The organism is Paenibacillus sp. OK076 (assembly GCF_900110055.1).
Classification (GTDB): Bacteria; Bacillota; Bacilli; order Paenibacillales; family Paenibacillaceae; genus Paenibacillus.
On record NZ_FOCH01000002.1, the window covers coordinates 811423 to 837045 of the forward strand.

Annotated in this window: 19 protein-coding genes; 16 read left to right on the forward strand and 3 right to left on the reverse strand. The window is 48.1% G+C overall.

Annotated features, from left to right (window positions below; all coding sequences use genetic code 11):
* Window positions 1-856: 856 nt before the first annotated feature.
* The 3 genes from secA to BMY78_RS22325 all read left to right on the forward strand — a co-directional run bounded on the left by secA (window position 857) and on the right by BMY78_RS22325 (window position 5920).
* The gene (gene secA / locus BMY78_RS22315) at window positions 857-3361 is read left to right on the forward strand and encodes a preprotein translocase subunit SecA (RefSeq protein WP_090903559.1); all 2505 of its coding nucleotides are present in this window, start codon (window positions 857-859) and stop codon (window positions 3359-3361) included.
* Between the two features lie 439 nt (window positions 3362-3800).
* Window positions 3801-4914 (forward strand): peptide chain release factor 2 gene (prfB, locus tag BMY78_RS22320; protein ID WP_143067070.1). Its coding sequence is split into 2 segments (ribosomal slippage): window positions 3801-3872 and window positions 3874-4914, totalling 1113 coding nucleotides; the frame shifts between segments, so codons are not numbered across the junction.
* A gap of 100 nt (window positions 4915-5014) precedes the next feature.
* Entirely contained in the window at window positions 5015-5920 is a 906-nt protein-coding gene (locus BMY78_RS22325) for a YitT family protein (RefSeq protein ID WP_090903561.1), read from the forward strand.
* Between the two features lie 198 nt (window positions 5921-6118).
* Here BMY78_RS22325 and cls read toward each other — a convergent pair whose 3' ends face one another.
* Window positions 6119-7567, reverse strand: coding sequence for a cardiolipin synthase (gene cls, locus BMY78_RS22330; RefSeq protein WP_090903562.1), 1449 nt, complete (start codon window positions 7565-7567; stop codon window positions 6119-6121).
* A 330-nt stretch (window positions 7568-7897) separates the two neighbouring features.
* On the opposite strand from cls, the gene argC reads away from it, so the two are divergent.
* The 7 genes from argC to argH all read left to right on the forward strand — a co-directional run bounded on the left by argC (window position 7898) and on the right by argH (window position 17088).
* Entirely contained in the window at window positions 7898-8947 is a 1050-nt protein-coding gene (gene argC, locus BMY78_RS22335; RefSeq protein WP_090903563.1) for an N-acetyl-gamma-glutamyl-phosphate reductase, read from the forward strand.
* Between the two features lie 116 nt (window positions 8948-9063).
* On the forward strand, window positions 9064-10302 hold the full coding sequence (argJ, locus tag BMY78_RS22340; protein ID WP_090903564.1) for a bifunctional glutamate N-acetyltransferase/amino-acid acetyltransferase ArgJ: 1239 nt from the start codon (window positions 9064-9066) through the stop codon (window positions 10300-10302).
* A gap of 322 nt (window positions 10303-10624) precedes the next feature.
* The gene (gene argB, locus BMY78_RS22345; RefSeq protein WP_090903565.1) at window positions 10625-11464 is read left to right on the forward strand and encodes an acetylglutamate kinase; all 840 of its coding nucleotides are present in this window, start codon (window positions 10625-10627) and stop codon (window positions 11462-11464) included.
* A gap of 369 nt (window positions 11465-11833) precedes the next feature.
* A complete protein-coding gene (locus tag BMY78_RS22350; protein WP_090903566.1) occupies window positions 11834-13090 on the forward strand; it encodes an aspartate aminotransferase family protein in 1257 nt (418 codons plus the stop codon).
* 199 nt (window positions 13091-13289) lie between these two features.
* Window positions 13290-14258, forward strand: a complete 969-nt coding sequence (argF, locus tag BMY78_RS22355) for an ornithine carbamoyltransferase (protein ID WP_090903567.1) — start codon at window positions 13290-13292, stop codon at window positions 14256-14258.
* An 85-nt stretch (window positions 14259-14343) separates the two neighbouring features.
* On the forward strand, window positions 14344-15579 hold the full coding sequence (locus tag BMY78_RS22360; RefSeq protein WP_090903568.1) for an argininosuccinate synthase: 1236 nt from the start codon (window positions 14344-14346) through the stop codon (window positions 15577-15579).
* Between the two features lie 105 nt (window positions 15580-15684).
* Window positions 15685-17088: an argininosuccinate lyase gene (argH, locus tag BMY78_RS22365; protein WP_090903650.1), complete on the forward strand. Its 1404-nt coding sequence runs from the start codon at window positions 15685-15687 to the stop codon at window positions 17086-17088.
* A gap of 211 nt (window positions 17089-17299) precedes the next feature.
* Here the strand turns inward: argH and BMY78_RS22370 are convergent, their stop codons facing one another.
* On the reverse strand, window positions 17300-18091 hold the full coding sequence (locus BMY78_RS22370) for an alpha/beta hydrolase (protein ID WP_090903569.1): 792 nt from the start codon (window positions 18089-18091) through the stop codon (window positions 17300-17302).
* Window positions 18092-18396: 305 nt separating this feature from the next.
* Here BMY78_RS22370 and BMY78_RS22375 point away from each other — a divergent pair, with 305 nt between their 5' ends.
* The 4 genes from BMY78_RS22375 (at window position 18397) to BMY78_RS22390 (ending at window position 22136) form a co-directional block, all read left to right on the forward strand.
* A complete protein-coding gene (locus BMY78_RS22375) occupies window positions 18397-19020 on the forward strand; it encodes a YhbD family protein (RefSeq protein ID WP_090903570.1) in 624 nt (207 codons plus the stop codon).
* Window positions 19021-19034: 14 nt separating this feature from the next.
* Entirely contained in the window at window positions 19035-19760 is a 726-nt protein-coding gene (locus BMY78_RS22380) for a polymer-forming cytoskeletal protein (RefSeq protein WP_090903571.1), read from the forward strand.
* A gap of 35 nt (window positions 19761-19795) precedes the next feature.
* Window positions 19796-20500, forward strand: a complete 705-nt coding sequence (locus tag BMY78_RS22385) for a hypothetical protein (protein WP_090903572.1) — start codon at window positions 19796-19798, stop codon at window positions 20498-20500.
* Between the two features lie 73 nt (window positions 20501-20573).
* On the forward strand, window positions 20574-22136 hold the full coding sequence (locus tag BMY78_RS22390) for an MDR family MFS transporter (RefSeq protein WP_090903573.1): 1563 nt from the start codon (window positions 20574-20576) through the stop codon (window positions 22134-22136).
* Between the two features lie 156 nt (window positions 22137-22292).
* Here BMY78_RS22390 and BMY78_RS22395 read toward each other — a convergent pair whose 3' ends face one another.
* A complete protein-coding gene (locus BMY78_RS22395) occupies window positions 22293-23726 on the reverse strand; it encodes a VanW family protein (RefSeq protein WP_090903574.1) in 1434 nt (477 codons plus the stop codon).
* Between the two features lie 252 nt (window positions 23727-23978).
* Between BMY78_RS22395 and ftsE the strand changes: the two genes are divergently transcribed.
* Complete coding sequence (gene ftsE, locus BMY78_RS22400) at window positions 23979-24665, forward strand: cell division ATP-binding protein FtsE (RefSeq protein WP_024631580.1); 687 nt, start codon at window positions 23979-23981, stop codon at window positions 24663-24665.
* Window positions 24655-25572: a permease-like cell division protein FtsX gene (ftsX, locus tag BMY78_RS22405; RefSeq protein ID WP_063567509.1), complete on the forward strand. Its 918-nt coding sequence runs from the start codon at window positions 24655-24657 to the stop codon at window positions 25570-25572. Before ftsE ends, ftsX begins: the two co-directional genes overlap by 11 nt.
* Window positions 25573-25623: the final 51 nt, after the last annotated feature.

A 25623-nucleotide genomic window follows, 5' to 3' on the forward strand; every position in this document is an offset into this window, starting at 1 on the left:
TTTTGTGCGTACTAGGGCTAGAAAAAGTGGATGAAGCAAGATTGTGAAACTATTTCCCATGCTACTGCGTCTAATAGATAATAGGAATGAGACAAATCCGTGCAAATTGAATGAAAAATTTTCAGTGCTTGCGGAGAAGTCGTTAAAGATGTATTCTTTTTCTCTATATTGAGATTTTCATCCAAATTTACCATCAAAATTCGTTAACATGCCTTATCCAACTGGAAAATGAAACGATAGAATTTAGGGCTTCCGCTAACGACTATGATTTTTTGCACTTAAACTCCATCGGAGAGGCTTCAGAAGTTCAAAGAAGTGTGCCGTGGCGTGTTGCGGCGACCCTTACAAACTGTTACAATTTATACAAAGAGAATCATTGTCCTGATGAGGAATTGTCAACGAATGATCACTAATCATAATCAATGACAGGCACAGCACCATGAACATGATTCATAAGGCTCGGTATTCGGTTGTTTCTAATAACCGGATCCGGATGAATACCGAATCAGCTTCATGAGGGAACCTTGGCAAGCCTGGAGTTGATTCATTTATATTATTATTTCTTCATAATAATTTGAATTTGATTTTTACACGGATAGCGAAGAGGGCAGAAATGACCTGTAGAAGCGAAGCGTTCGCCTTTATCCCCAGATTTCTACCTCTGAGATGGAGTTAAAGAAATCGGGGGATAACAGCGATCGGAAGGACATTCTGCCAGCTGAGTAATGGAGTGTAACCTTCAGTAAGCTCAAATTATATCGTTTGTCACCCCCGGGCAAGTGGGTTCATATCCATCCGATGGTGTCGCGCGGCGGCAGCAGGGGGTCTATTCTGTTTTGCACGAAAGGGGTATACCATGCTAGGACTTGTCAAAAAGATCTTCGGCGACATGAACGAACGTGATGTTAAACGTCTGATGAAGACAGTCGATGTGATCAATAAACTGGAACCACAATTTCAGGCTCTGTCTGATGAACAACTGAAATCCAAAACGGAGGAATTCCGTGCCCGCATTGAAAAGGGAGAAACGACAGATGAACTTCTTCCTGAGGCATTTGCAACCGTACGTGAGGCATCTCGCCGTGTACTGGGCAAACGTCACTATGACGTACAGATGCTCGGAGGCATTGCCTTGCATGAAGGCCGGATTTCAGAGATGAAAACGGGTGAAGGTAAGACACTGGTAGGAACACTCCCGGTATACCTGAATGCATTGATGTCCAAAGGTGTACACGTGGTAACGGTCAATGATTATTTGGCTCAACGGGATAGCCAGGAAATGGGACAAATTTATGAATTCATGGGCATGACGGTTGGGGTTAACCTGAGCGGTATGGACCATGCTTTGAAACAACATGCTTATGCATGTGATATTACGTACGGAACGAATAATGAATTTGGTTTTGACTATCTGCGTGATAACATGGTGTTATACAAAGAGCAGATGGTACAACGTCCATTGTTCTTCTGTATCATTGATGAAGTGGACTCCATTTTGGTCGATGAGGCACGTACGCCTTTGATCATTTCCGGACAAGCTCAGAAATCCACAGATCTGTACTATGCAGCTGACCGTTTCGTGAAGCGTCTGGTTCCAGAGGAAGACTTTACGGTGGACATCAAGGTGAAATCCGTAGCACTGACTGAAGCTGGTGTGGCGAAGGCAGAGAAAGCATTTGGTATCGAAAACTTGTATGATCATGCCAATGTTACGCTGAACCATCACATCGTACAGGGATTGAAAGCCAATGTAATCATGCGTCGTGACGTCGATTATGTGGTGAGTGATGAAGAAGTACTGATCGTCGATGAGTTCACAGGCCGTCTGATGGCAGGACGTCGTTATAGCGATGGATTGCACCAAGCGATCGAAGCCAAAGAAGGTATTGAAGTACAGAACGAGAGCATGACTCTTGCTACAATTACATTCCAGAACTATTTCCGGATGTACCGTAAGCTTGCGGGAATGACGGGTACAGCGAAGACCGAGGAAGAAGAGTTCAAAAAAATCTATGGTCTCGAAGTATTGCAGATTCCAACCAATCGTCCAAACAAACGGGATGATATGGCTGATGTGGTGTACAAGAGCATCGATGGCAAGTTCAACGCGGTTGTGGAAGAAATTGTGGCACGTCACAGTAAGAACCAACCGGTTCTGGTTGGTACGGTTTCCATTGAAAACTCCGAGCGTATTTCCGATATGTTGAAACGCCGTGGTGTCCGTCACCAGGTATTGAACGCCAAATATCATGCGGAAGAAGCGGAGATCATCTCAGGTGCGGGTCAGGCTGGTGCGGTTACGATTGCTACCAACATGGCAGGACGGGGTACGGATATTATCCTGGGTGAAGGCGTAGCTGAAGTGGGCGGCCTTCATATCATCGGTACAGAGCGTCATGAATCACGCCGGATTGATAACCAGCTGCGTGGACGTGCGGGACGTCAGGGTGACCCTGGTTCTACACAGTTCTACCTGTCACTTGGTGATGAGCTGATGAGACGTTTCGGTGCAGACAATGTACTGAACATGATGGAGCGTCTTGGTTTTGAAGAAGACCAACCGATTGAGAGCCGGATGATTACCCGTGCGGTAGAGTCGGCACAAAAACGGGTTGAAGGTAATAACTTTGACGTACGTAAAGTCGTTCTCCAATATGATGATGTCATGAACCAACAACGTGAAATTATATATAAACAACGCCGTGAGGTGCTTGAGTCCGAGAATATCAAACAGATCGTTATGGATATGATCAAGCCTTCCATTGAACGTATTGTGGAAGCTCATTGCAGTGACGATATTCCGGAAAACTGGGAGCTGCAGGAAGTTGCCGACTACATGAACAGCAAATTGCTGGATGAAGGCTCAGTAACGAAAGATGATCTGTGGGGCAAAGAAGCAGAAGAGATTATCGACTACCTGTTTGAGAAAGTTCAGAACAAGTACAATGCGCGTGAAGAGCGGATCGGTGAAGAGATGGTTCGTGAATTCGAGAAAGTGGTTGTACTCCGTGCAGTAGACAGCAAATGGATGGATCATATTGATGCGATGGATCAATTGCGTCAAGGTATCCACCTTCGTGCTTACGGCGGTACAGATCCGCTGCGTGAGTACCAGTTCGAAGGCTTCGAAATGTTCCATCAGATGATTGCTTCGATCCAGGAAGAAGTGGCAACCTATGTGATGAGAGCACAAATCGAGAGCAATCAGGAGCGTCAAGCGGTTGTTGACGAAAGTCAGATCTCGACAAGCGGCGAACCTACAGAGAAACGTCCGGTAAAAGTGTCTGACCAAATCGGACGCAACGATGCTTGTCCATGTGGTAGCGGCAAAAAGTTCAAACACTGCCACGGTCAAGAGTAGTTAAACGACTCTCTACATTACCCTGTTTATAAGTTGGATCTGAATTTTTACACCATAACGGAGAGTGCAGAAGCAATCTGGAGAAGCAAAGCGTTCGCATTTATCACCGGATTTTTCCCTTGTGAGAGGGAATCAAGAAAATCTGGGGATAAGAGCGATCGGAAGATGCTACTGCAATCGGAGTGATAAGGTGTAACGAATGCTGGATCAACTTAAATAGAATGACATGAACGGCTCCTTGCAGCCGGGTATTCCAAATGATCAAATGAAGGATGCATAACCTGTAATTGGTGCATAGTTATAACTATGTACCATAATCATGGAGAAGAGGCTTGCCGTTATTAAGGTAACCGAGACTCCAAGGTGAAGCATCGGATACTTGATCTGAAGGAATGCCCTGAATGCGGGGAGCTTATCTTAATGAAAAGAGGAATTGCACATGATCGATCCAAGCGTGAAGCAGGACCTGCGTGAAATAGGCAAGAAACTAACAAATCTTAGGGGGTCTCTTTGACTTAGATCTTAAGCAAGAGATGATTGAGAACTTCGAAGTGAAGATGTCCGCCCCGGATTTCTGGGATAATAATGATAAGGCACAATCCGTAATCGCTGAGCTGAACGCGGTGAAGGGATCTGTGGACCAATACATCAAGCTGCAGCAGGATTATGACGATGCGGTCATGATGGCAGAACTGGCTGACGAAGAAGGCGACGATGATCTGGCTGTGGAGATCGGCAACAGCGTGACAGCCATCGTGAGCAAGGTAGAAGAGTTCGAGCTACAGCTTCTCCTGAATCAGCCGTATGACAAGATGAATGCGATTCTGGAGCTTCATCCGGGTGCTGGTGGTACCGAGTCACAGGACTGGGGACAGATGCTGATGCGGATGTATACACGCTGGGCCGAGAAGCGTGGCTTCAAGGTTGAGGTGCTGGATTATCTGGCAGGAGATGAAGCAGGAATAAAGAGTGTCACGCTATCCATCAAGGGGCATAATGCTTATGGGTATCTGAAAGCCGAAAAGGGTGTGCACCGATTGGTGCGGATCTCACCTTTTGACTCCTCAGGACGCAGACATACTTCCTTCGTATCTTGTGACGTGGTGCCTGAGATTGATGACACGATTGAATTGGACATTCGGACAGAAGATCTCAAGATCGATACGTACCGTGCGAGCGGCGCGGGTGGACAGCATATCAATACCACCGACTCAGCTGTACGGATTACTCACCTTCCAACAGGTGTGGTTGTAACGTGCCAGAATGAACGGTCACAGATTAAGAACCGTGAGCGAGCGATGACGATGCTTCGTTCCAAATTGTATGAACGTAAAATTGAAGAACAAAAACAACAGCTGGACGAAATCCGAGGAGAACAGTCGGATATTGCGTGGGGTAGCCAGATTCGGTCCTATGTATTCCATCCCTATAGTATGGTAAAGGATCACCGTACGAGCGTAGAGACTGGAAACACAGGAGCAGTAATGGATGGCGACCTCGATGGATTCATCGATGGTTATTTGCGCAGCCAGATTAAAGTAGATACCGATTAATCAAAAGTTCCTGTATAGACCCGATACGTGTAGGCGTATGCTGGGTGTATACAGGGGCTTTTTTTTGAGCATATATACAAAAAAAGGAGAGCAAGATGACATGCAACAGCAACAGCCGTTACACAATAACCGCAAGAAGAGGCTAACCACGCTCATTCCCCTGAACGGCCCATGGAGAAACGTTGTAGATACCGTATCCATTATTTTAGGTTCGTTTTTGATTGCCGTGGCCTTTAATTTATTTTTACTTCCGAATCAGATTGCTTCAGGTGGGGTATCCGGGTTATCGATATTGGGCAAACATTGGCTGGGGCTTGAGCCGGCATACACCCAGTGGGCTATTAATATTCCGCTTCTGATCGCGGGTTTTCTCCTGATTGGCAAGCAGTATGGAATACGTTCTGTACTCGGCAGTATTGTACTGCCACTGTTTGTCTATCTCACGAAAGACTGGGCCATTCCAACAACGAATCCGCTGCTTGGTTCACTCTATGGCGGAATTGGGGTTGGACTTGGGATTGGAATCGTATATCGGGGTAGAGGCTCAACAGGGGGCATGAGCATTCTGGCCAGGATCGTACAAAAATATAGTGGACTAAGTTACTCTCTTTGCGTGGTGATGATGGATGCTACGGTCATTATTATGGCTGCTTTTGTATTGTCATTGGAGCAGTCGCTCTATGCTCTGATCGGGTTATACGTTACCGGTAAAGTTATTGATGCCGTCGAGATGGGCCTTGGTAACTCGAAGGTAGCTTACATTATTTCCAACCAGACCGAACCGATTACGAAGGTGATTCTGGATGATCTGGATCGCGGACTGACGAAGCTGGAGGCAAAAGGTGGCTACACCGACGATCAGCGAACCGTACTCATGGTGGTCGTTGGACAGAATGAGGTGCCTAGACTGAAAGCGTTGATCCGGTCCGTGGACCCGGGGGCTTTTGTCATTATTAGCAATGCGCATGAAGTACTCGGCGAAGGCTTTAAGCGTGGGGAATTTTAAGGTACAGCGAGTAGGGGCTTTATAACTGAAACTAACATTCATAAGATAACGGAGAACAGTGTAGAGATCATTCGTTTAACTTATAAGAAATTAAATTTATAATCCGAAAAAAAGCAGGTACTCCTCCACCAGACATAGCTGGAAAGTAAGCACCTGCTTTTTTCTTTGGACTGATAATCCTTCTACTACTACCTGTATCTACAGAATCGGAGATAGCAGACGAGAGATCGCTTCTTTGAAGCGGATTTTCACACTGCGTTTATTGTACTCCTCCAGCGTCATCTCACGGGATACAAGAAGATCATGCTCAAACGTCTGCACAAGAGCAGTCGCAATCGCCTCATCATACATAAAAGCATTGACCTCAAAGTTCAATCGGAAGCTGCGGTAATCAATATTAGCGGTTCCCACAGATGCGACCATACTGTCGATAATGAGCGTTTTCGCATGAATAAAGCCGTTATCGTAGATGAACACGGTGGCTCCCACTTTTAACAACTCACCGATATAAGATAGCGTAGCCCAATATACGAAGGCGTGATCCGGTTTATTTGGAATCATAATGCGAACATCAATTCCTGACAGGCACGCAAGACGAATGGCTTCGAATACACTGGCATCTGGAATAAAGTAAGGCGTCTGAATCAGAATCGAATGTTTGGCTCCATTAATCATTTTCAGATAACTGTTCTTGATATGCTCTGTCTCTGCATCCGGTCCGCTGGATACAATCTGCATGGCAGTTGTTCCTGTGCCCTCAATATGAGGGAAATGCGCCGGAACATATGGTGTATCGTGCTGCTTGGACGCTTCATTCCAATCGAGAAGAAAACGGGTCTGAAGAGCATGAACAGCATTACCCTGAATACGCAAATGAGTATCGCGCCAGTAACCGAACTTGGAATTCAAGCCGAGATATTCATCCCCCACATTAAATCCGCCTGTATATCCAAGGTTACCATCAATGATGACGATTTTACGGTGATTTCGGTAGTTCATACGCAGGTTAATCAGACTGAATTTGGATGGGAAAAAGACCTCAACCAAACCGCCTGCTTCGCGCAATTCTTTGAAAAAACGTTTGGATACGCGCCGTGATCCCAGCGCGTCATACAGCAGACGAACTTTGACACCTTCGCGCGCTTTACGGATGAGTGCATCCCGGATTCTTTTGCCGAGTCGGTCGCCTCTATAAATGTAATATTGCACATGAACATGATCCTTCGCTGCCTCGATATCATCGAGCAACCGCTGAAATTTGTCTGTTCCGTCGGTAATAATCTCGACTGCATTATCTTCGGTCAAAAGAGCATCGTTTTGCTTCAGGTTCATATAAATCATGTCCTGACTACTCTCCGTCGCCTGATTACGGAACGGTGTTCGGTTGTCTTGCAGCTGATCAAGCTGGGCAGCAATACGTTTTTCAAGCCCAAGCTTCTTGCGCTCTTTCCACTGGAAAAGCCGATAGCGCGTCAGGTTTTGCCCTGTTAATAAGTAGAGTACAAACCCGAAAACCGGAATAAAGTTTAAGACGAGCAGCCAAGCCCAGGATGCACTGGCATCCTTTCGTTCGAAGAAAACGACCGCTGCTGCAAAAATAATATTCAGGCCCAGGAGTACAACAAGTAAAATGGATTCGATATGCACTGTAGTCCCCCATGTCTCATAATGACCATCATGAATCCATTCATAAACCCTTCATCGTGTAGATTGATTATGAAATAGACCCTGGTTGTAATGTTTCCTATAATACGTATTTTAGCAGAAGTATACGGGTTCGTCCGCAGATGTTGGAAAGATATGTTCGGAAGCAATGAGAATCCATGTAAAATTGATGATAGAGTGTTGTATTTATATAACTAGAGTTGTATAATAATACACAAATATGCATAGAAGCGACGGAATTGCTGTATGAAAGCTCATTGGGAGCAGGAGAACAGTATAAGTAGCGCATACGACAAGATTGGGGGAGCGAGAGTGAATAACAAATTAAAAGTGGCAATCGTCGGTTCCACCGGCTACGGCGGGGTGGAACTGATTCGTTTTTTCCAGAATCATCCGCAGGTTGAAATTACTTCGGTAATCTCTTCATCCAGCAGTGGTGAGTCCATCGCAGATGGATTCCCGCATTTGACGGACGTGATTCAGAGGCCACTCGACGGCGTAGACCCGGCTGAGATTGCAAGTCGTGCAGATCTGGTGTTCACAGCGACCCCGTCTGGTGTAAGCGCAAAGCTCGTTCCGAGCCTGCTTGAAGCAGGTCTTAAGGTCATTGATTTGTCTGGAGATTTCAGACTTAAGGATGGAACGGTGTATGAAGAGTGGTATAAACATCCGGCACCATCTGCTTCATTGCTGGAACAGGCGGTATACGGCATGGCAGAGGTGTATGGCGACGAAGTGGAGGGCAAGAACTTTATTTCCAACCCCGGCTGCTACCCAACGGCTACGTTACTCGGATTGATTCCAGCTGTTGAGGCAGGATGGATTGACCCTTCCAGTATCATCATTGATGCCAAATCCGGCGTATCGGGTGCGGGAAGGGGAACAGCTCTGGCGTATCATTATGCAGAAATGAATGAGAATTTCAAAGCATATAAACTCAATAAACATCAGCATATTCCCGAAATCGAGCAAGTGCTGGGAAATATCACTGGCACTCCAGTCACAGTAACGTTCACAACTCAACTGGTGCCGATGACGCGTGGAATCATGAGTACGATGTATGCCAATCTAACTGGTGAACATAGTGACCGTGAAATCGTTGATCTGTACCGCAAATATTATGAGAATCGGCCGTTCGTGCGTGTACGTGAGCCGGGGATCTGGCCTTCAACGAAGGAAGTGTACGGATCGAACTATTGTGATATCGGATTTGCGGCTGATCCTCGTACAGGTCGTTTGACGATTATTTCGGTCATCGACAACCTGGTGAAAGGTGCATCCGGGCAAGCCATTCAAAATATGAACCTGATGATGGGATGGGAGGAGAACCTCGGGCTGAACATGACTCCAGTATATCCATAAGGTTTGAATCATTGGGAGAGCGTCCAGACGCAATTCCGAAACCATGTGGGGAAGACGGATCAGGCTAAGCAAGCGGACAATCGGCATGCGGCCGAACGCATAACGGGGGATAACATATGGGAACAAATGTGGAGCAAAAGGCCTTTACTATAGTTGAGAACGGAACGATTTTAACTCCGCGCGGGTTCACTGCTGGCGGACTGCACTGCGGATTGAAAAAAACGTCTCGTAACGACATCGGGGCGATCCGCTGTGACGTGCCGGCAACTGCAGCTGCGGTGTATACAACGAACGTGTTCCAAGCCGCACCTCTGAAAGTCACGCGTGAGAGCTTGAGCAATGGACGCCTTCAGGCAGTCATCGTGAATAGCGGGAATGCCAATGCGTGTACTGGACAGCAAGGTGAAGAGGATGCCTACGCCATGCGTACGGCGGCTGCACGTGAATTGGGAGTAGCAGAAGAGGATGTTGCTGTCGCTTCTACAGGTGTCATTGGTGAATTGCTGAAGATGGACGCTGTACACTCGGGGATTACCGCACTTCCGGCACGTTTGGGCAAGGAAGCAGAAGAAGCGGAGCATTTTTCCCAAGCTATTCTGACAACCGATTTGGTAAAAAAAGAAGCCTGCGTCTCCGTTGAGGTGAACGGCAAAACGATTACCATTGCAGGTGCCGCCAAGGGATCGGGGATGATTCATCCGAATATGGCGACCATGCTGGCCTTCATGACCTCGGATGCGGTCATTAGTGCAGAAGCGTTGCAGCGCCTGCTGCGCCAGGCGACCAATCATACATTTAACATGATTACAGTGGATGGAGATACGAGCACGAACGACATGCTGGTCGCAATGTCCAGTGGTCTGGCAGGTAACGAAGAGCTGACCGTGGAACATCCGGATTGGGATGCTTTTGCTGCAGGATTCACATATGTGTGCGAAGTGCTTGCCAAAGCCATCGCGCGCGATGGCGAAGGAGCAACCAAGCTGGTAGAAGTATACGTAACGGGTGCCGTAAGTGATGAATCTGCGCAAGCTATTGCTAAGACCGTCATTGGGTCCAGCCTGGTGAAATCCGCGATGTTTGGTGCGGATGCCAACTGGGGACGCATTATTGCAGCCGTAGGGCGAGCAGGACAGCCGGTGAACCCGGAGACGGTTGATATCCGTCTGGGAGACATCTCTGTACTTGAACAATCCCGTCCAGTCGTATTCGACGAAGAAGCGGCGCTGGCCTACTTGCAGACCGATACCGTACGGATTGTGGTCGATCTGCACCACGGCGAGGGAACGGCCATCGCATGGGGCTGTGACCTGACGTATGACTATGTACGAATTAACGCGGCATACCGCACGTAATAATTATTACGCATTTATTTTATTGAAGCTAACAGCTTCCCTATGAGAAGCTGTTTCGTAAATATATAGAAAATGTATAAGGATTGAACTTTATTTGGTAGTTGATAACTGGCGAAGGCAGTGGAGAAGTCGGAATCGATTCTGTAGAAGCGCAGCGTTCGCCTTTGTCTCCGAGTTTTCCCCTTAGAGAAGGGGAATCCCAAAAAAACTTGGAGACAACAGCGATCGAAAGAACGATCCGGATTCGGAACGGTCAGCCACCGAATATCGCATCAATTAAGTGTTAGGCCTTTTAGAATATTTGAACGAAAGGAGTGCCCTCATGAATTCAACATTGCAAAATGAGAGTACCGGAACTGAAGCAGGTGCCGAGAAGCAGACGTTTGTCATGAAATGCGGAGGCAGCACGCTGGCGGCGTTGCCTGAATCCTTTTTTGCAGATCTGCGTGACTTGCAGTCCCAGGGAACACAGCCTGTCATCGTACATGGTGGCGGCCCTGCGATCTCGAATAACCTGGCGAAGCTGGGCATAGAGACCGAGTTTGTGAACGGATTGCGCAAAACAACGGAACCTGTGCTGGACGTCGTGGAAATGGTTCTTGCGGGGAGTATTAACAAACAGATCGTACGTTTAATCCAACGTGTTGGTGGACGTGCGCTGGGCTTGTCGGGTGTGGACGGTGGTTTGATCCAGGCGAAACCGGTTAGCAACCATGCAGAGATTGGTTTTGTAGGCGACGTAACGGGCGTTAACGCGGAGATTATTCAAGGTATTGTGGAAATGGGCTATATGCCAGTTATCGCGCCAGTTGGTGTGGATGCATCTGGGCAACGCTATAACATCAACGCCGATACAGCAGCAGGTGCGGTAGCTTCCCACCTCGGAGTGAGCCGGATGATCGTAGTGACTGATGTCCCTGGCATTATGAAAAATGTAGGTGGCGAGAAAAAAGTACTGCCATCCGTCTCTGTACAAGAGATCGAGGATATGATCCAAACCGGAGAAATCTATGGCGGCATGATTCCAAAGGTGCGTGCAGCCATCGCTTGTATTCACGGCAAAGTGCGTGAGGTCATCATCGTAGATGGCAGCGAACCACAGATCCTGAGCCGTGTGCTTGGCGGAGAAACGATCGGAACCCGAATTATCCGTATGCAGTAATTATTCTCAGTGCGCTAGTGTCTTCATGGTCTTATAGTAAATAAAAAAATATGTGCATCGCTTTTTTATATAAGAAATCTAATATTACACACACAATAACGTAGGGTGCAGAACCAATCTGAAGAATAAAAATGCATAACGTAGAGGACAGAAATAACCTGAAGAAGCGAAGCGTGCGCCTTTATCCCCGGATTTTCCCCTTTAAGGATCAATCAAAAAAATCCGGGGATAACAGCGATCGAAAGGTTGTTCTGTCATCGAAGTGGAGTATGCTTACGTTCAAAAGATGGTCCTGCAATCGGAGTGGTCTAGTGTAAATTATAGCTCTTATATGATTGCCGTTGCACCAACCAATAGGAGTGATAGGTGATGGCAAAAGGCAATGAACAGCCAGGTTCTGGCACAGCAGTAGCGGGCGTAGCAGCGACAGGTGCAGCGTCACAGACGGAAAGCTCTCTTTTCCAAACGTATGCACGTTATCCAATCAGTCTGGTCAAAGGTAAAGGCAGCTGGCTGTGGGATGATCAGGGCAATCGTTATCTTGATTTCATGTGCGGGTTGGCTGTAACGAGTCTGGGCCATGCACCGGAGAAAGTGGGAGCCAAGCTGAAAGCTCAGATTGATGAGCTGTGGCATGTATCCAACCTGTTCCAGATTCCCGGTCAGGAAAAAGCAGCGGCTTTGTTGACTGCAAATACGTGCGCAGATGCTGTATTTTTCTGTAACAGTGGTGCAGAAGCGAATGAAGCGGCAATCAAACTGGCGCGTCGCTATCACCAGAAGGTAAAAGGCACAGGTCGGTACGAAGTCATTACATTTGCCCAATCCTTCCACGGACGGACACTCGCAACCTTGACAGCAACTGGACAGGATAAGGTGAAAGAAGGATTTTTGCCATTGCCAGCCGGATTCGTGACCGTACCATTGCATGATACAGCCGCTCTCGAAGCGGCAATCGGACCCAATACAGCAGCAATTATGCTGGAGATGGTGCAAGCTGAGGGTGGCGTGCATCCGGTTAAACCGGATTTTGTCCATCACGTTCGGAAACTGTGTGAAGAACACGGACTGCTGTTGATTGTGGATGAAGTGCAGACCGGAATGGGACGTACAGGCAAACTGTTCGCGCATGAGCATTATGGCATTGAGCCGGACATTTTCACGGTAGCCAAAGGTATTGGTAGTGGATTCCCTGTAGGTGCGATGCTAGGTAAAGGTTATCTAAAGGATGCGTTTACTGCAGGCAGCCATGCTACAACGTTTGGCGGTACACCACTTGCTTCCTCCGTGGTCATTGCAACGATTGAAACGATGCTTGAAGACCACCTGCCAGAACGTGCAGCTGAAATGGGCGAATACCTGATGAAATCTCTGCGGGAGCGTCTGGCAGGCAACTCGTTTGTAAAAGAAGTTCGGGGTATGGGTCTGCTAGTTGGAATCGAATGTGCTGAAGCGGTAGGCGACATCGTGCTTGCCGGTCAGAAACGAGGCATTCTCTTTGTATCCGCTGGACCAAATGTCATTCGTCTGCTTCCAAACTTGTATGTGAGCAAGGAAGAGATCGATGAGGCAGTATCCTTGGTAGCTACGTTGATTGAAGAGCACGTGGCAGCGAAGAACGCTTAATAAGACTTTATACAACCTTTCTGATTCGGGGCCTTCGCGGGCCTCGAAGCGGAACATAATGATGAATCATGAATCCCTGTAGCCGCGCGGTAAACTAGCGGAAGCTGATAGTGAGTAGCCGGATGGCAAAATCTTAACGTTCTACACTCTTCTGCCCATGCGGGTGCAGGGAACCGGAAATAAGGAGGACAAAAAGAACATGACACAAACGCAACAGACGGAGAAAGTCCAGAAGGTCGATCTTAGAGGCCGTGATTTTATTGAATTTACAGATTATACGGCAGAGGAAATTCGCTATTTGCTGGACCTTGCGATTGAGATTAAAGGCAAACAAAAGAACGGTGTGCCGTATAAGCCACTCCAAGGCAAAACGATCGGACTCATTTTTGAAAAATCATCTACACGTACCCGTGTATCCTTTGAAGTCGGCATGTTCCAACTCGGCGGTCACGCGCTCTTCCTGAGCAAAAACGATATCCAACTTGGTCGCGGGGAAACGACACATGATACAGCCAAAGTCCTGTCACGTTACCTGGACGGCATCATGATTCGTACCTTTGGACACCATAATGTGACTGAACTGGCACAACATGCGGATATTCCAGTTATTAACGGCCTGAGCGATGCAGCACATCCATGCCAAGTACTCGCAGACTTCCAAACTGTGCTGGAGCACAAAGGTAAGCTGGAAGGTCTGAAAATGGCTTATGTCGGAGACGGTAATAACATGGCGCACTCCCTAATGCTTGGTGCAGCGAAGATGGGTATGCATGTTGCGGTAGCGACTCCGGAAGGCTATGAGCCTGACAGCGCAGTTGTAGAGCAGGCGCGCAGCATCGCACAGGAGAGCGGGTCGCAGGTGACTGTAACGTACAGTGCACAGGAAGCTGTGAAAGATGCAGATATCGTGTATACGGATGTATGGGCGAGCATGGGTTTTGAAGAGGAACAGAAGATTCGTGAACAAGCATTCGCTGCGTATCAGGTGGATGAGGAACTGATGAAAGGCGCGAAGCCGGATTACATGTTCCTGCACTGCCTGCCAGCTCACCGTGGAGAAGAAGTGAGTGCTGGGGTAATTGACGGACCTAACTCCCTGATCTTTGATCAGGCGGAGAACCGACTGCATGCGCAGAAAGCATTGATGGCTGCGTTAATGAGCGAATAGATGCTGTTTGCCTGAATGGGTTGATTTTAGGCGCAGATTTCGCGATGATAGATTAAGCAACTGAACTTGGGGAGGACCACCACACATGGCTAAAGAAAAAATTGTACTCGCTTATTCTGGCGGGTTGGACACATCTGTAATTTTGAAATGGTTGAAAGAAACATATGATGCGGAGATTATTGCATTTACGGCGGATATTGGACAAAAGGATGAGTTGGACGGCCTTGAGGAAAAAGCGCTCGCTACAGGCGCTTCCAAAGTGTACATCGATGATCTGCGCGACGAGTTCGCCAAAGATTTCATCTATCCAATGTTCCAGGCAGGTGCTCTTTATGAAGGACAGTATCTGCTTGGCACAAGTATCGCACGTCCACTGATCGCTAAACGTATGGTGGATATCGCTCGTGCAGAAGGCGCTACTGCGATTGCTCACGGCGCTACGGGTAAAGGGAATGACCAGGTTCGCTTTGAGTTGAACGCAGCTGCGCTGACACCAGACATTCAAGTCATCGCGCCTTGGCGTCTGGAAGAATTCCGCAACCAGTTCCCGGGACGTGCGGAGATGATCGCTTACGCTGAAAAACATGGTATTCCGGTAACCGCATCGGCGGCTAAACCGTACTCCACAGACCGTAACCTGCTGCATATCAGCTATGAGAGCGGCGTGCTCGAAGACCCTTGGTTCGATCCAAGTATGGACGAGAACAAAGACATGTTCCTGCTCAGCAGTGCACCTGAAGATGCACCGGATCAAGCGGAATATGTTGAGCTTGAATTCGAACAAGGTGACTGTGTTGCACTGAATGGTGAGCGCTTGAGCCCACTGCAAGTGATGGAGCAACTGAACGAACTTGGTGGCAAACATGGTATCGGCCGTGTGGACATGGTAGAGAACCGCTTCGTCGGCATGAAGAGTCGTGGCGTATATGAGACACCAGGTGGAACAATTCTGTTCACGGCACACCGCAAAATGGAATCCATCACGATGGACCGTGAAGTCATGAACCTGCGTGATAGCCTGATCACACGTTACAGCACACTCGTATACAACGGATTCTGGTTCGCACCGGAACGTCTGGCGCTGCAAGCGCTGGTGACCGAAAGCCAGAAAAATGTAACAGGTACCGTTCGTGTGAAACTGTATAAAGGCAACATCATCGGTGCAGGTGTGAAAAGCCCTGTCAGCCTGTACAACCCGGACATTGCCACGATGGAAGCTGATCCAACACAAGCGTACGATCAAGGGGATGCAACGGGCTTTATTCGCCTGAATGCATTGCGTTTGAAAGTGAATTCCGGTGTGGAACAAAACAAAAACTAATTTCATTATGCATATACAGCATCACGATAATAACTGACAAGGCGGGCCGTTCTTGCACATCTGGCAGGAGCGGCTTTGTCCATGAGCGAAAGGGGAGTACTCACTGTGAGCAAGCTGTGGGGAGGACGTTTTACCAAACAAACCAATCACCTGGTTGAGGAATATACAGCGTCAATCAATTTTGACAAAGCGTTGGCCGAGGAAGATATTCAAGGGAGTCTGGCTCATGTCACGATGTTGGGCAAATGCGGCATTCTGCCGGCAGAGGATGTAGAGACGATTAAGGAAGGTCTAATCACGGTTCTGCACAAAATCCGTGCAGGGGAAGTGGAATTCTCCGTATCGGATGAAGACATCCACATGAATATTGAGAAAAATCTGATCGATACCATCGGCCCTGTAGGCGGCAAATTACATACGGGACGCAGCCGGAATGACCAGGTGGCAACCGATATGCACTTGTACTTGCGTGAGCGCGTAGTTGGATTTGTTGGCATGCTGCACTCGTTGCAGGAAGCGCTGATCGGACAAGCCAAAGACAATCTTGATACGATTGTACCGGGGTATACGCATCTTCAACGTGCACAACCGATTCTGTTCGCCCATCACCTGATGGCGTATGTATCGATGTTCCAACGGGATGCAGAGCGTCTTATGGACAGCTACAAACGCATTAACGTGCTGCCACTGGGTGCAGGTGCGCTTGCAGGCACAACGTTCCCGATTGACCGTCATTTTGTGGCGGAACAACTGGGCTTCGATGGTGTGTACGAGAACAGTCTGGACGCGGTCAGTGACCGTGACTTTATTGTGGAGTTCCTGGCAGCCGCTTCGCTGATCATGACTCACTTGTCCCGTTTGAGCGAAGAGTTGGTCCTGTGGAGCAGCACGGAGTTTGGTTTTGTTGAACTGGACGATGCATTCTGTACGGGCAGCAGCATTATGCCACAGAAGAAAAATCCGGACGTTCCGGAACTCGTTCGTGGTAAAACAGGGCGTGTGTACGGCAACCTGATCGGTTTGCTGACAGTGCTGAAATCTCTGCCGCTTGCTTACAACAAGGACATGCAGGAAGACAAGGAAGGCATGTTTGACACAGTAGCGACGCTTGAAGGCGCACTTCAATTGTTCGCTCCGATGATTGCTACGATGACGGTCAACAAGGGTCGGATGCGTCAAGCGGTCAATCAGGATTTCTCGAACGCTACAGATATTGCGGACTTCCTTGTGGGCGAAGGATTGCCATTCCGTCAGGCACATGAGGTTATCGGCAAAACGGTATTGTACTGTATCCAGAACGGCAAGTATCTACTGGACCTGACCATCGATGAATTCCGTCAATTCTCCCCGTTGTTCGATGAGCGTATTTACGACGTGCTGCAACCGGAAGCGGTTGTAAATGCTCGTAACGTATACGGCGGAACAGCTTCGAACCAGGTGGCTGAGGCGATTGCACGTAGTGAAAAGGTGCTGGAAATTACGGAGCAATGGATCACCAATCGAGGATAATGACGCATTTACCATAATGAAATAAAGATATACAACGCAAAAGCAGGCCGAGAATTTCTTCTCAAGGGCCTGCTTTTTTTTTGTGTTACAACGATTTAGATATGTTCAACTCAACATTTACTGGATAACAGCGATCGGAAGGTTAATCTGTCATTGGAGTGCCAGTGTACACATCCATCTAAAATGCAATGGCTTCATTTAAACTTCTCGGCTATTTACGCTCACGTAGAGGCAACCATTTCAATACACTCTGAATTTTCTGATCCCAATAGCCCCACTCATGTTCACCGGGTTCCTCCTCATAGGTCAATTGAAGATCGGTCTGCGCACAGGCTTCACGGAAGGATTGGTTCTGATCATACAGGAAATCTTCCGTACCACAGCATTGATAGAGCAATGGCCGAGGTCCACTGCTCGCTTGATTATTCTTCAGTAGTTGGAGCAGGTCGTTCTCCGAGCCTTCAATCTTCGGCCCAAAGATACGTTCCATTTCGGCCCGCCAGAGTGGGCTGGATTTCATATTATCCAGATGCGCCGTCATGTCGAGTGCCCCGGATAAACTTGCTGCTGCGGCATACTGATCTGGTTTACGCAGAGCAAGTTTAAATGCACCGTAGCCCCCCATGGACAAGCCCGCAACAAAGTTATCCTCACGTTTGTGTGATAGTGGGAAGAAGGAACGTGCAAGTGCAGGCAGCTCTTCACTGATGAACGTCCAGTAACGTCCGCCTTCCGCCGCCATATCCGTATAGAAGCTGCGATGTACCTGAGGCATGACCACAGCGATCCCCAAGTCAGCGACGTAACGTTCGATGGATGTACGGCGCAGCCAGATAGAGTCATCGTCCGATAGACCATGCAGCAGATACAGTGTGGGATGCAGTCCTTGGCCCGATACGTTCTCCATGCCAATCTGATTGTGGGTCTGTTGTGGCAGGATGACATGCATGCTGGTGCTTAAACCAAGCGTGTCCGAGTAAAAATTACATTGAATAAGTGCCATGTGTTAAAGTAACCCCTTTCATAATTCATTGTCGAAGTGTTCTGATTTGATACAAGGGATGGGATCTGGAGCCGTCATGGCTCCAAAGTGTTTATAGTAAACAGGTTATACGTAAATCTCTTCCGATGCAACAACAAGGTCCACTGTAGGGAGAGGGAAGTAAGCGCTTCCGAAGATGAGTGGATTTTAATGTGGAAGCAGGAGATATGAATAGAAAATGGGGGTTCAATTCCCAATGTTCTTCGCCTTCTTTACAACATAACAATGTTATGTTACACTGTCTTCAACACAAAGGGGGACCATATATGACGGATGATTTGATCTCCAAAAAAGAATTGCTGGACCTGACGGGTATCTCCTACGGCCAGTTGTACCGCTGGAAGCGGAAGAATCTCATTCCGGAGGAATGGTTTATTCGGAAGTCGTCCTTTACGGGACAAGAAACTTTTTTTCCAAAACAACAGATTTTACTGCGGATTGACAAGATTCTTAATATGAAAGACGGCTTGTCGTTGGATGAACTGGCAGACGTGTTTTCACCAACGTTGGGTGAAGTGGAAATGTCCGCTGAGGAGCTATTAGAGCGAAACATTGTTTCGCATATTTCGCTTGAGCTGTTGAAAGAAGCAGGTCGGGAGCGGCCGCTGTACGCTTTGGAGCAGATCATGACGCTTTATGTACTCGACAAGCTGCTAATGAGCGGGGATATTACCCGCCAGGAGGGTTCGCTGCTGATCGATGTCATGTCCGAGCATTATTATCGTTTCACAGGCAAATTAAGCGAGCTGGTGCTTATTCGTAAAATGGGTGTCCCTTCATTCTTGCTGGTAACGGCAGGAACAGAGCTTTATTTTGACAATGGAGTGAAGGTCGTTCTCAGGCAGCCAATGGGCACGTTCATGGAAGAGTTAAAACTCAAATTGGGATAAGGAGAGGTTCATATATGGAGGAACGTAATTTGCGCAATGATCTGAATGTAGCGGGCATGAGCCAAACGGCAGGCGGGAATTTTCACCGGGTATCCATCGATGGCATGGCCAAAGTAAACGGTAACCTGGACTGTACCTCTTTGAATGTGAATGGAACAATGAAGATGCACGGAGCTTTGAGCTCAGAGAGTGCAACGATCAACGGTATGTGCACGCTGAACGGCCCCTTGGTTAGTTCTCGTGTTCGTGTGGATGGCTTGACAACCATTAACGGAGACCTCCGAAGCCCGGAGATCGAAGTTAACGGGAAGTGTACTGTACGCGGTCGGGTAGATGGGGAACGGATCGATATTGGTGGCGTGATTGATATTGAAGGCGACGTACAATGTGAGTCCCTGAACGTACAGGGCAATATTAAAATCAGTGGCTTTCTGAATGCGGGGACGGTAGAGATCAGGCTGCATACATCCTCTTCCGCCAAAGAGATCGGCGGGGAACGCATCGATATTCGTCGTAAGGAACAGACTGGTTTTTGGAAAAGTATTGGCCTGGGAGGCACACCTTCATTTAAGTCAGCCTTAATTGAGGGAGATGAAATCGTGCTGGAAGATACCGAGGCTGATATTGTTCGTGGCAGCAAGGTTCATATCGGTCGTGGCTGTAACATCAGGTTGGTCGAATATTCGGGTGAACTAGAGGTTGATCCAGACGCCAAGGTGGGCAGCAGTCAGCGGATTTAAGTTTTAGTTTAAGTTTTGACCTGGAGAGAAAGGGATTGATCGATTTGAATAACCATTTTGCTGGTTCATTGGCTAAAAAACACGATATTAGCATCATCGGCGACGGCAGTTCTTCTGGCGGTGTGTACGGCAAGGTCAAGGTAGTGGGGGATTCCTCATTTAACGATAATCTGAGCTGTGATCAATTCAAATGCACTGGCACATCGGTTGTATACGGATCTCTGGAATCAACCGATATCAAAATTACAGGAACCCTTACCCTGAAAGAGCGGGCTGCTGCCGGCGACGAAGATCAGGAGGGCGATTTTGCCTCTAACCTGTATGCCAAAGCTGAACATATGAAAGTGGTAGGCGAGCTTCATGTAGCAGGCGATTGTCAGGTGGAGAATATGAAGTTGAATGGCCGTTTTACGATAACGGGTATGCTCAGTGCCGAACAAATGACACTCAAAATTATGGGGCCATCCGAGGTGAAGGAAATGGGCGGTTCCATCATTTCAGTGAAGAGTTCGCGGGGGAAACTGCTGGAGGGTTTGTTCACTGGTAACAAATCGATTCTCAAAGTGAACATGATCGAAGGCGACGAAATTGAACTTGAGAACACGGAGGCCGAGGTTGTACGAGGAGATAAAATAAAAATTGGCCCAGGCTGCCGGATTGGTACAGTAGAATACCGCTCTTCTCTGCAAATTCATCCACAATCGGAAGTTTTGGTGCAAAGCAATCGGTCCTTGGACTGATTATCCGCCGTAACTTTTCGGATATACTAATTCAGTCATATGAATCGGATGTGAATGGGAGAGATTGAGTAGAATGGCTACACGTAGAAATAATATTGGATTGGTGCTGGCAGGGTTACTGCTGAGCATACTGATGGCTTCGATGGATAATACCATCGTGGCAACAGCTATGGGCGACATTGTCGGGAAGTTGGGTGGACTCGACAAGTTCGTCTGGGTGACTTCCGCCTACATGGTGGCCGAGATGGCGGGTATGCCAATCTTCGGTAAGTTATCCGACATGTACGGACGAAAGAAGTTTTTTGTTTTCGGAATACTGGTATTTATGCTCGGATCTGCGTTATGTGGAACGGCAACATCAATCGTTGAGCTGACGATGTACAGAGCTATTCAGGGTATTGGTGCAGGTGCATTGGTGCCGATTGCCTTTACGATCATGTTTGATGTGGTCGCACCGGAATCACGGGGGAAATTGGGCGGTTTGTTCGGAGCCGTGTTTGGTTTATCGAGCGTATTTGGTCCGCTGCTGGGTGCTTACATTACAGAGTATGCGACATGGGAATGGGTATTTTATATCAACCTGCCGCTTGGTCTGATTGCGTTTGTGTTTATTGCATTTTTCTACAAAGAATCTCATCAGCATCAATCCCAACAGATTGACTGGCTCGGTGCAATCACACTGATTGGTGCGGTAGTCTGTCTCATCTTCGGGCTTGAACTGGGTGGCAAAACGTATGCCTGGGGTTCATGGCAGATCCTCGGTTTGTTTACCGGATTCGTTGTGCTTGCGCTGCTTTTCCTGTTTGCAGAAACGAGAGCCAAGGAACCCATCATCTCCTTCGGCATGTTCCGCAACCGGGTGTACTGGTCCAGTAACGTTATTGGCATGTTCAGTGGTGCGGCGTTTATTACCGCATCCGTGTACATTCCAATCTTCATCCAGGGGGTACTCGGTGGCAAAGCGACCAACTCTGGTCTCGTGTTATTGCCTATGATGCTGGGGTCCGTTGTGACGGCTTCCATGGGTGGGGTACTTATGACCAAAATCAAGTACCGGAACATTATGATTCCTACGCTGGCCTTGCTGGTGCTTGGTCTTGGATTGCTGACAACGCTGGATGAAAGTTCATCTCTATGGACGATACGTTTATTCATGGTGATGATTGGTCTCGGTGTCGGAGCGTCGTTCTCGGTACTCAGCAATGCAGCCATGAACGCGTTTGAACCGCAAAGACGCGGAGCGGCAAGCTCCACACTTAACTTCTTGCGTTCACTTGGGATGACGATGGGCATTACGATCTTTGGTATCGTGCAGAGTCAGGTATTTACGCGCAAAATGAATGATGCCCTCGCCGGATCAGCGGCGGAAGCGGGTGGAGCTGGTGCTCCTGCAGCAGGCGGCGTGCCTCAGGGAGTGAATCTGAGCGATCCACATGCGTTGCTGTCGCCAGAGCTGAGAAAGGCGATTCCGCCTCAGGTGCTGGATGCCATTACGCACGCGTTGTCTTCATCTATCGTGCAGCTCTTTGCCTGGGCTGCGATCCCGGCTGCACTCGCGTTGATTGCTGCTTTCTTCATGGGTAATGAGAAGATGGTTATCGGCGAGGAGCAGAAAGAGTACACAGGCGGACATTAGATGTTTCAGTCTAATCAAACCTAATATGTATCTGTACAACAAACCAAAGACACATCTCTCGAGGGTCCCATAATGGGAAACGGGAGATGTGTCTTTTTCTATCTGTTATTACTTGCTGAGTTGAGCCTATCCAAGTGTACGCAAGTGAAATGAAGATTAAGGCTCCTTCGTGTCGCTGATGCCATCCTCTACAACAGAAGGCTCCCTGGGATCAGGTAAGTTAGTATGACCAGAGCGGGCAATCAGGCGATTCTGTGCTTTGTACGTGTCACGTGTAATGGTCTTGGATTCGACAATTTTGCCATCCACCTTTTTGGTGCGCATCGTCTCTACAATATATCCGGGTTGACCGTTCTGGAGCACCTGCTGGGCACCCTCAGGCAGCACATTGCTCGATACATATTTCACGGGAGCACTTAATGTCTCAATTGTGCGGGATTCCAGTGCATAACTGACGTTCTCCGGGAAGGTGCCGAAAAATTTGACCGTTAAGCTTCCACCTTCCACTTTGGCATGAATGAGCAGAGACTTGCCGGTATTGTTTTTGAACCGAAAATTGATGGAACCTGAGGCAAACGTGGCATCCAGCCCCTTCGGCAAATATTTGACGGGCAGGGAGTGATTGCGGCGCTCTACAATGTCCAGTCCGGTCAACAGGGCTGCGTTGTAAACGGTGCTTGATACCTGACAGATACCACCACCAATGCCAGGAGTCAGCTGCCCATTCACGATTACCGGGGCTTCCCGAAAACCATAGTCTTCCTCGGCCTTCTTAATGACCTTCTCATAATCAAAAGTACCATTCGGCGGCAAAATCATGCCGTTAACGGCTTGTGCTGCTGCGCTGACGTTATGTATCCGGCCTGCGCTGCTGTTTCCGAGGCTAGTGGAGAACTGAATGATCTTCCGGTCAATTCCTTCTTGGCGCAGCGAATCGAGAGTCACTTCGGGCTGCAGCGTATACAACGGCAGCTGAATCAACAGCGGGTTGGGCTTCGCATCATGGTCCAGTGGAGCGAAATCCCGGTGCAGTTTAGCCTGCATCAGGCTCGCGAGTTCATCCCAGGCGATCCGGCGGACGCCTTTTTCCGGGATGTACTGGACCTTGTCACTTGCGGTAATGCGGCGAACGGCGTTCGCGGGTGTACCGAAGGTTTCCTTTTCCCAGGCAGGGGTAAGCTGCTCTTTCAGTGTTTTTGAATTATACGTCAGCTTCAGGGGCCATTCCTTGATGAAATGATATCGGGCATAAGCGCGCTCCCACAGATTGCCTTCATCCAGCTGCTGCACAGCTGTCCGGAAGTCGTCAGCACTGTAGCTTGCGCCTGTCTGGGCGGCGGTGAACGTCATTGCTTTGGGTGTAGAACCGTCAACCTCCAGGGTGATCGGCCACGCTTCCATTTGTTTCAATCGTTCATCCAGTCCCAGTAGAACTTCCTTGCGCTTCACGTCCTCAACCGACCACTCACCAACACGTACACCTTCTGGTAGGGTGGGTTGGTTCACGTACATATACAGCAATCCATAGGACGCGGAACCGATTAATAGGATGGAGAACAGTGCAATGACCATCAAATGTATTTTTTTCATATCCGTACGCTCCTTTGTACTTCTGTTGTTCCGCATTTCGTAACACTTTCCATATATATGATCCAATGATGGAAAACTTTCGGGTACTCAATAGGTAACAAATTTGTTACAATAAAATTCATATGAATCCATGCTTCACCATCGAAAAAAGGGCGAAATGGATTTTCCCTGATGAAATTCAGGTCTTTTTAAAGGAAATGCCGGGATTGTGTCGAAATGATAATGGCTAACTATGCAACGGGAAGTGATGATGTGATAGAAATGCAGGACGTGTGGAAGACCTACGCCAATGGTACCCACGCATTACAAGGGGTGTCGGTGAAGATCGACCGCAATGAATTTGTCTATATCGTCGGTCCGTCCGGCGCAGGCAAATCGACATTTATGAAATTGATGTACAGGGAAGAAGTTCCGACCAAAGGACAAATATCCATTAACGGATTTAATATCGGAAAGTTAAAGCCACGCAAAATTCCTTATGTACGCCGGAATATCGGCGTTGTGTTCCAGGATTTCAGGTTGCTGCCACGCATGACGGCATTTGAGAACGTGGCATTTGCCATGGAAGTTATTGAAGCACCGAAGCGCCACATCAAGAAACGAGTGATGGAAGTACTTGATCTGGTTGGATTGCGCAGCAAGGCGAATCGTGAACCTTCACAGTTGTCGGGTGGGGAACAGCAGCGTATTGCCATCGCACGTGCCATCGTGAACAATCCGTCTGTTATTATTGCGGACGAGCCTACGGGGAACCTTGATCCGGAGACGTCATGGGGCATTATGCAGCTGTTGGATGAAATTAATTTTCGCGGGACAACCATTGTTATGGCGACCCACAACAAGGATATCGTTAATACGATGCGTAAACGGGTTATTGCGATTGAACGGGGACAGATTGTACGGGATCAGATGAGAGGGGAATACGGTTATGAATTTTAGTACTCTCTTGCGCCATTTACGGGAGGGATTCAAAAACGTATTCCGCAACGGCTGGATGTCCGTGGCCTCCATCATGTCCATTATCGTGTCTCTGCTCATTCTGGGCGTGTTCATGCTGCTGGTGCTTAATGTGAATTCCATGGCCAACCAGGTGGACAGTCAGGTCGAGATCAGTACGTTTCTTGAGCTGAACGTGGATGAGAACCTGCGTAACACGCTGGAGCAGGAAATCAGTGCCATGCCTGAAGTCAGTGAAATTCGTTTTGTTTCCAAAGAAGAGGGACTCAAGGAGTTCCGTGAACGTCTCGGAGAAAGTGCAGACAATGTGCTAAGCGGTTTCGATGTGGATAACAATCCACTGCCGGAGACCATTGAAGTAGAGGTCATTGAACCGGAAACCGTCACTTTTGTGGCGCAAAAAATCGAAGCATTGAACGATAAACACCCGGAGAAGCCGATCATGAAAGTGAACTACGGCAAGGAAACGGTGGAAGTGTTGTTCAAATTTACGAAGCTTGTCCGGAATATCGGATTTATTTTTGTTGGGGGACTGGGGTTGATGTCCATGTTCCTGATCTCGAATACGATTCGCGTAACGATTCTGGCCCGGCGCCGGGAGATCGGTATTATGAAACTGGTTGGAGCAACCAACACGTTCATTCGCTGGCCTTTCTTTGTCGAAGGGGCATTGATTGGACTGATCGGTTCGGCGATTACGGTAGCGGTACTGTTCTTCGGTTACAGCCGCCTGATGGCTACGATCGGTCAGGATGTATTCATGCAGATGCTTAACCTGATTCCACTCGGTGATATTTGGCTGCTGTTTGGAACACTGTTGATCGGACTGGGTGTGCTGGTTGGTATTTTGGGAAGCACATTGTCCATCCGAAAGTCTCTTAACGTTTAATCCAAAAAGAATGGCAAAGCAGGTTCACAACTGAACGCTGTTTGACGATAT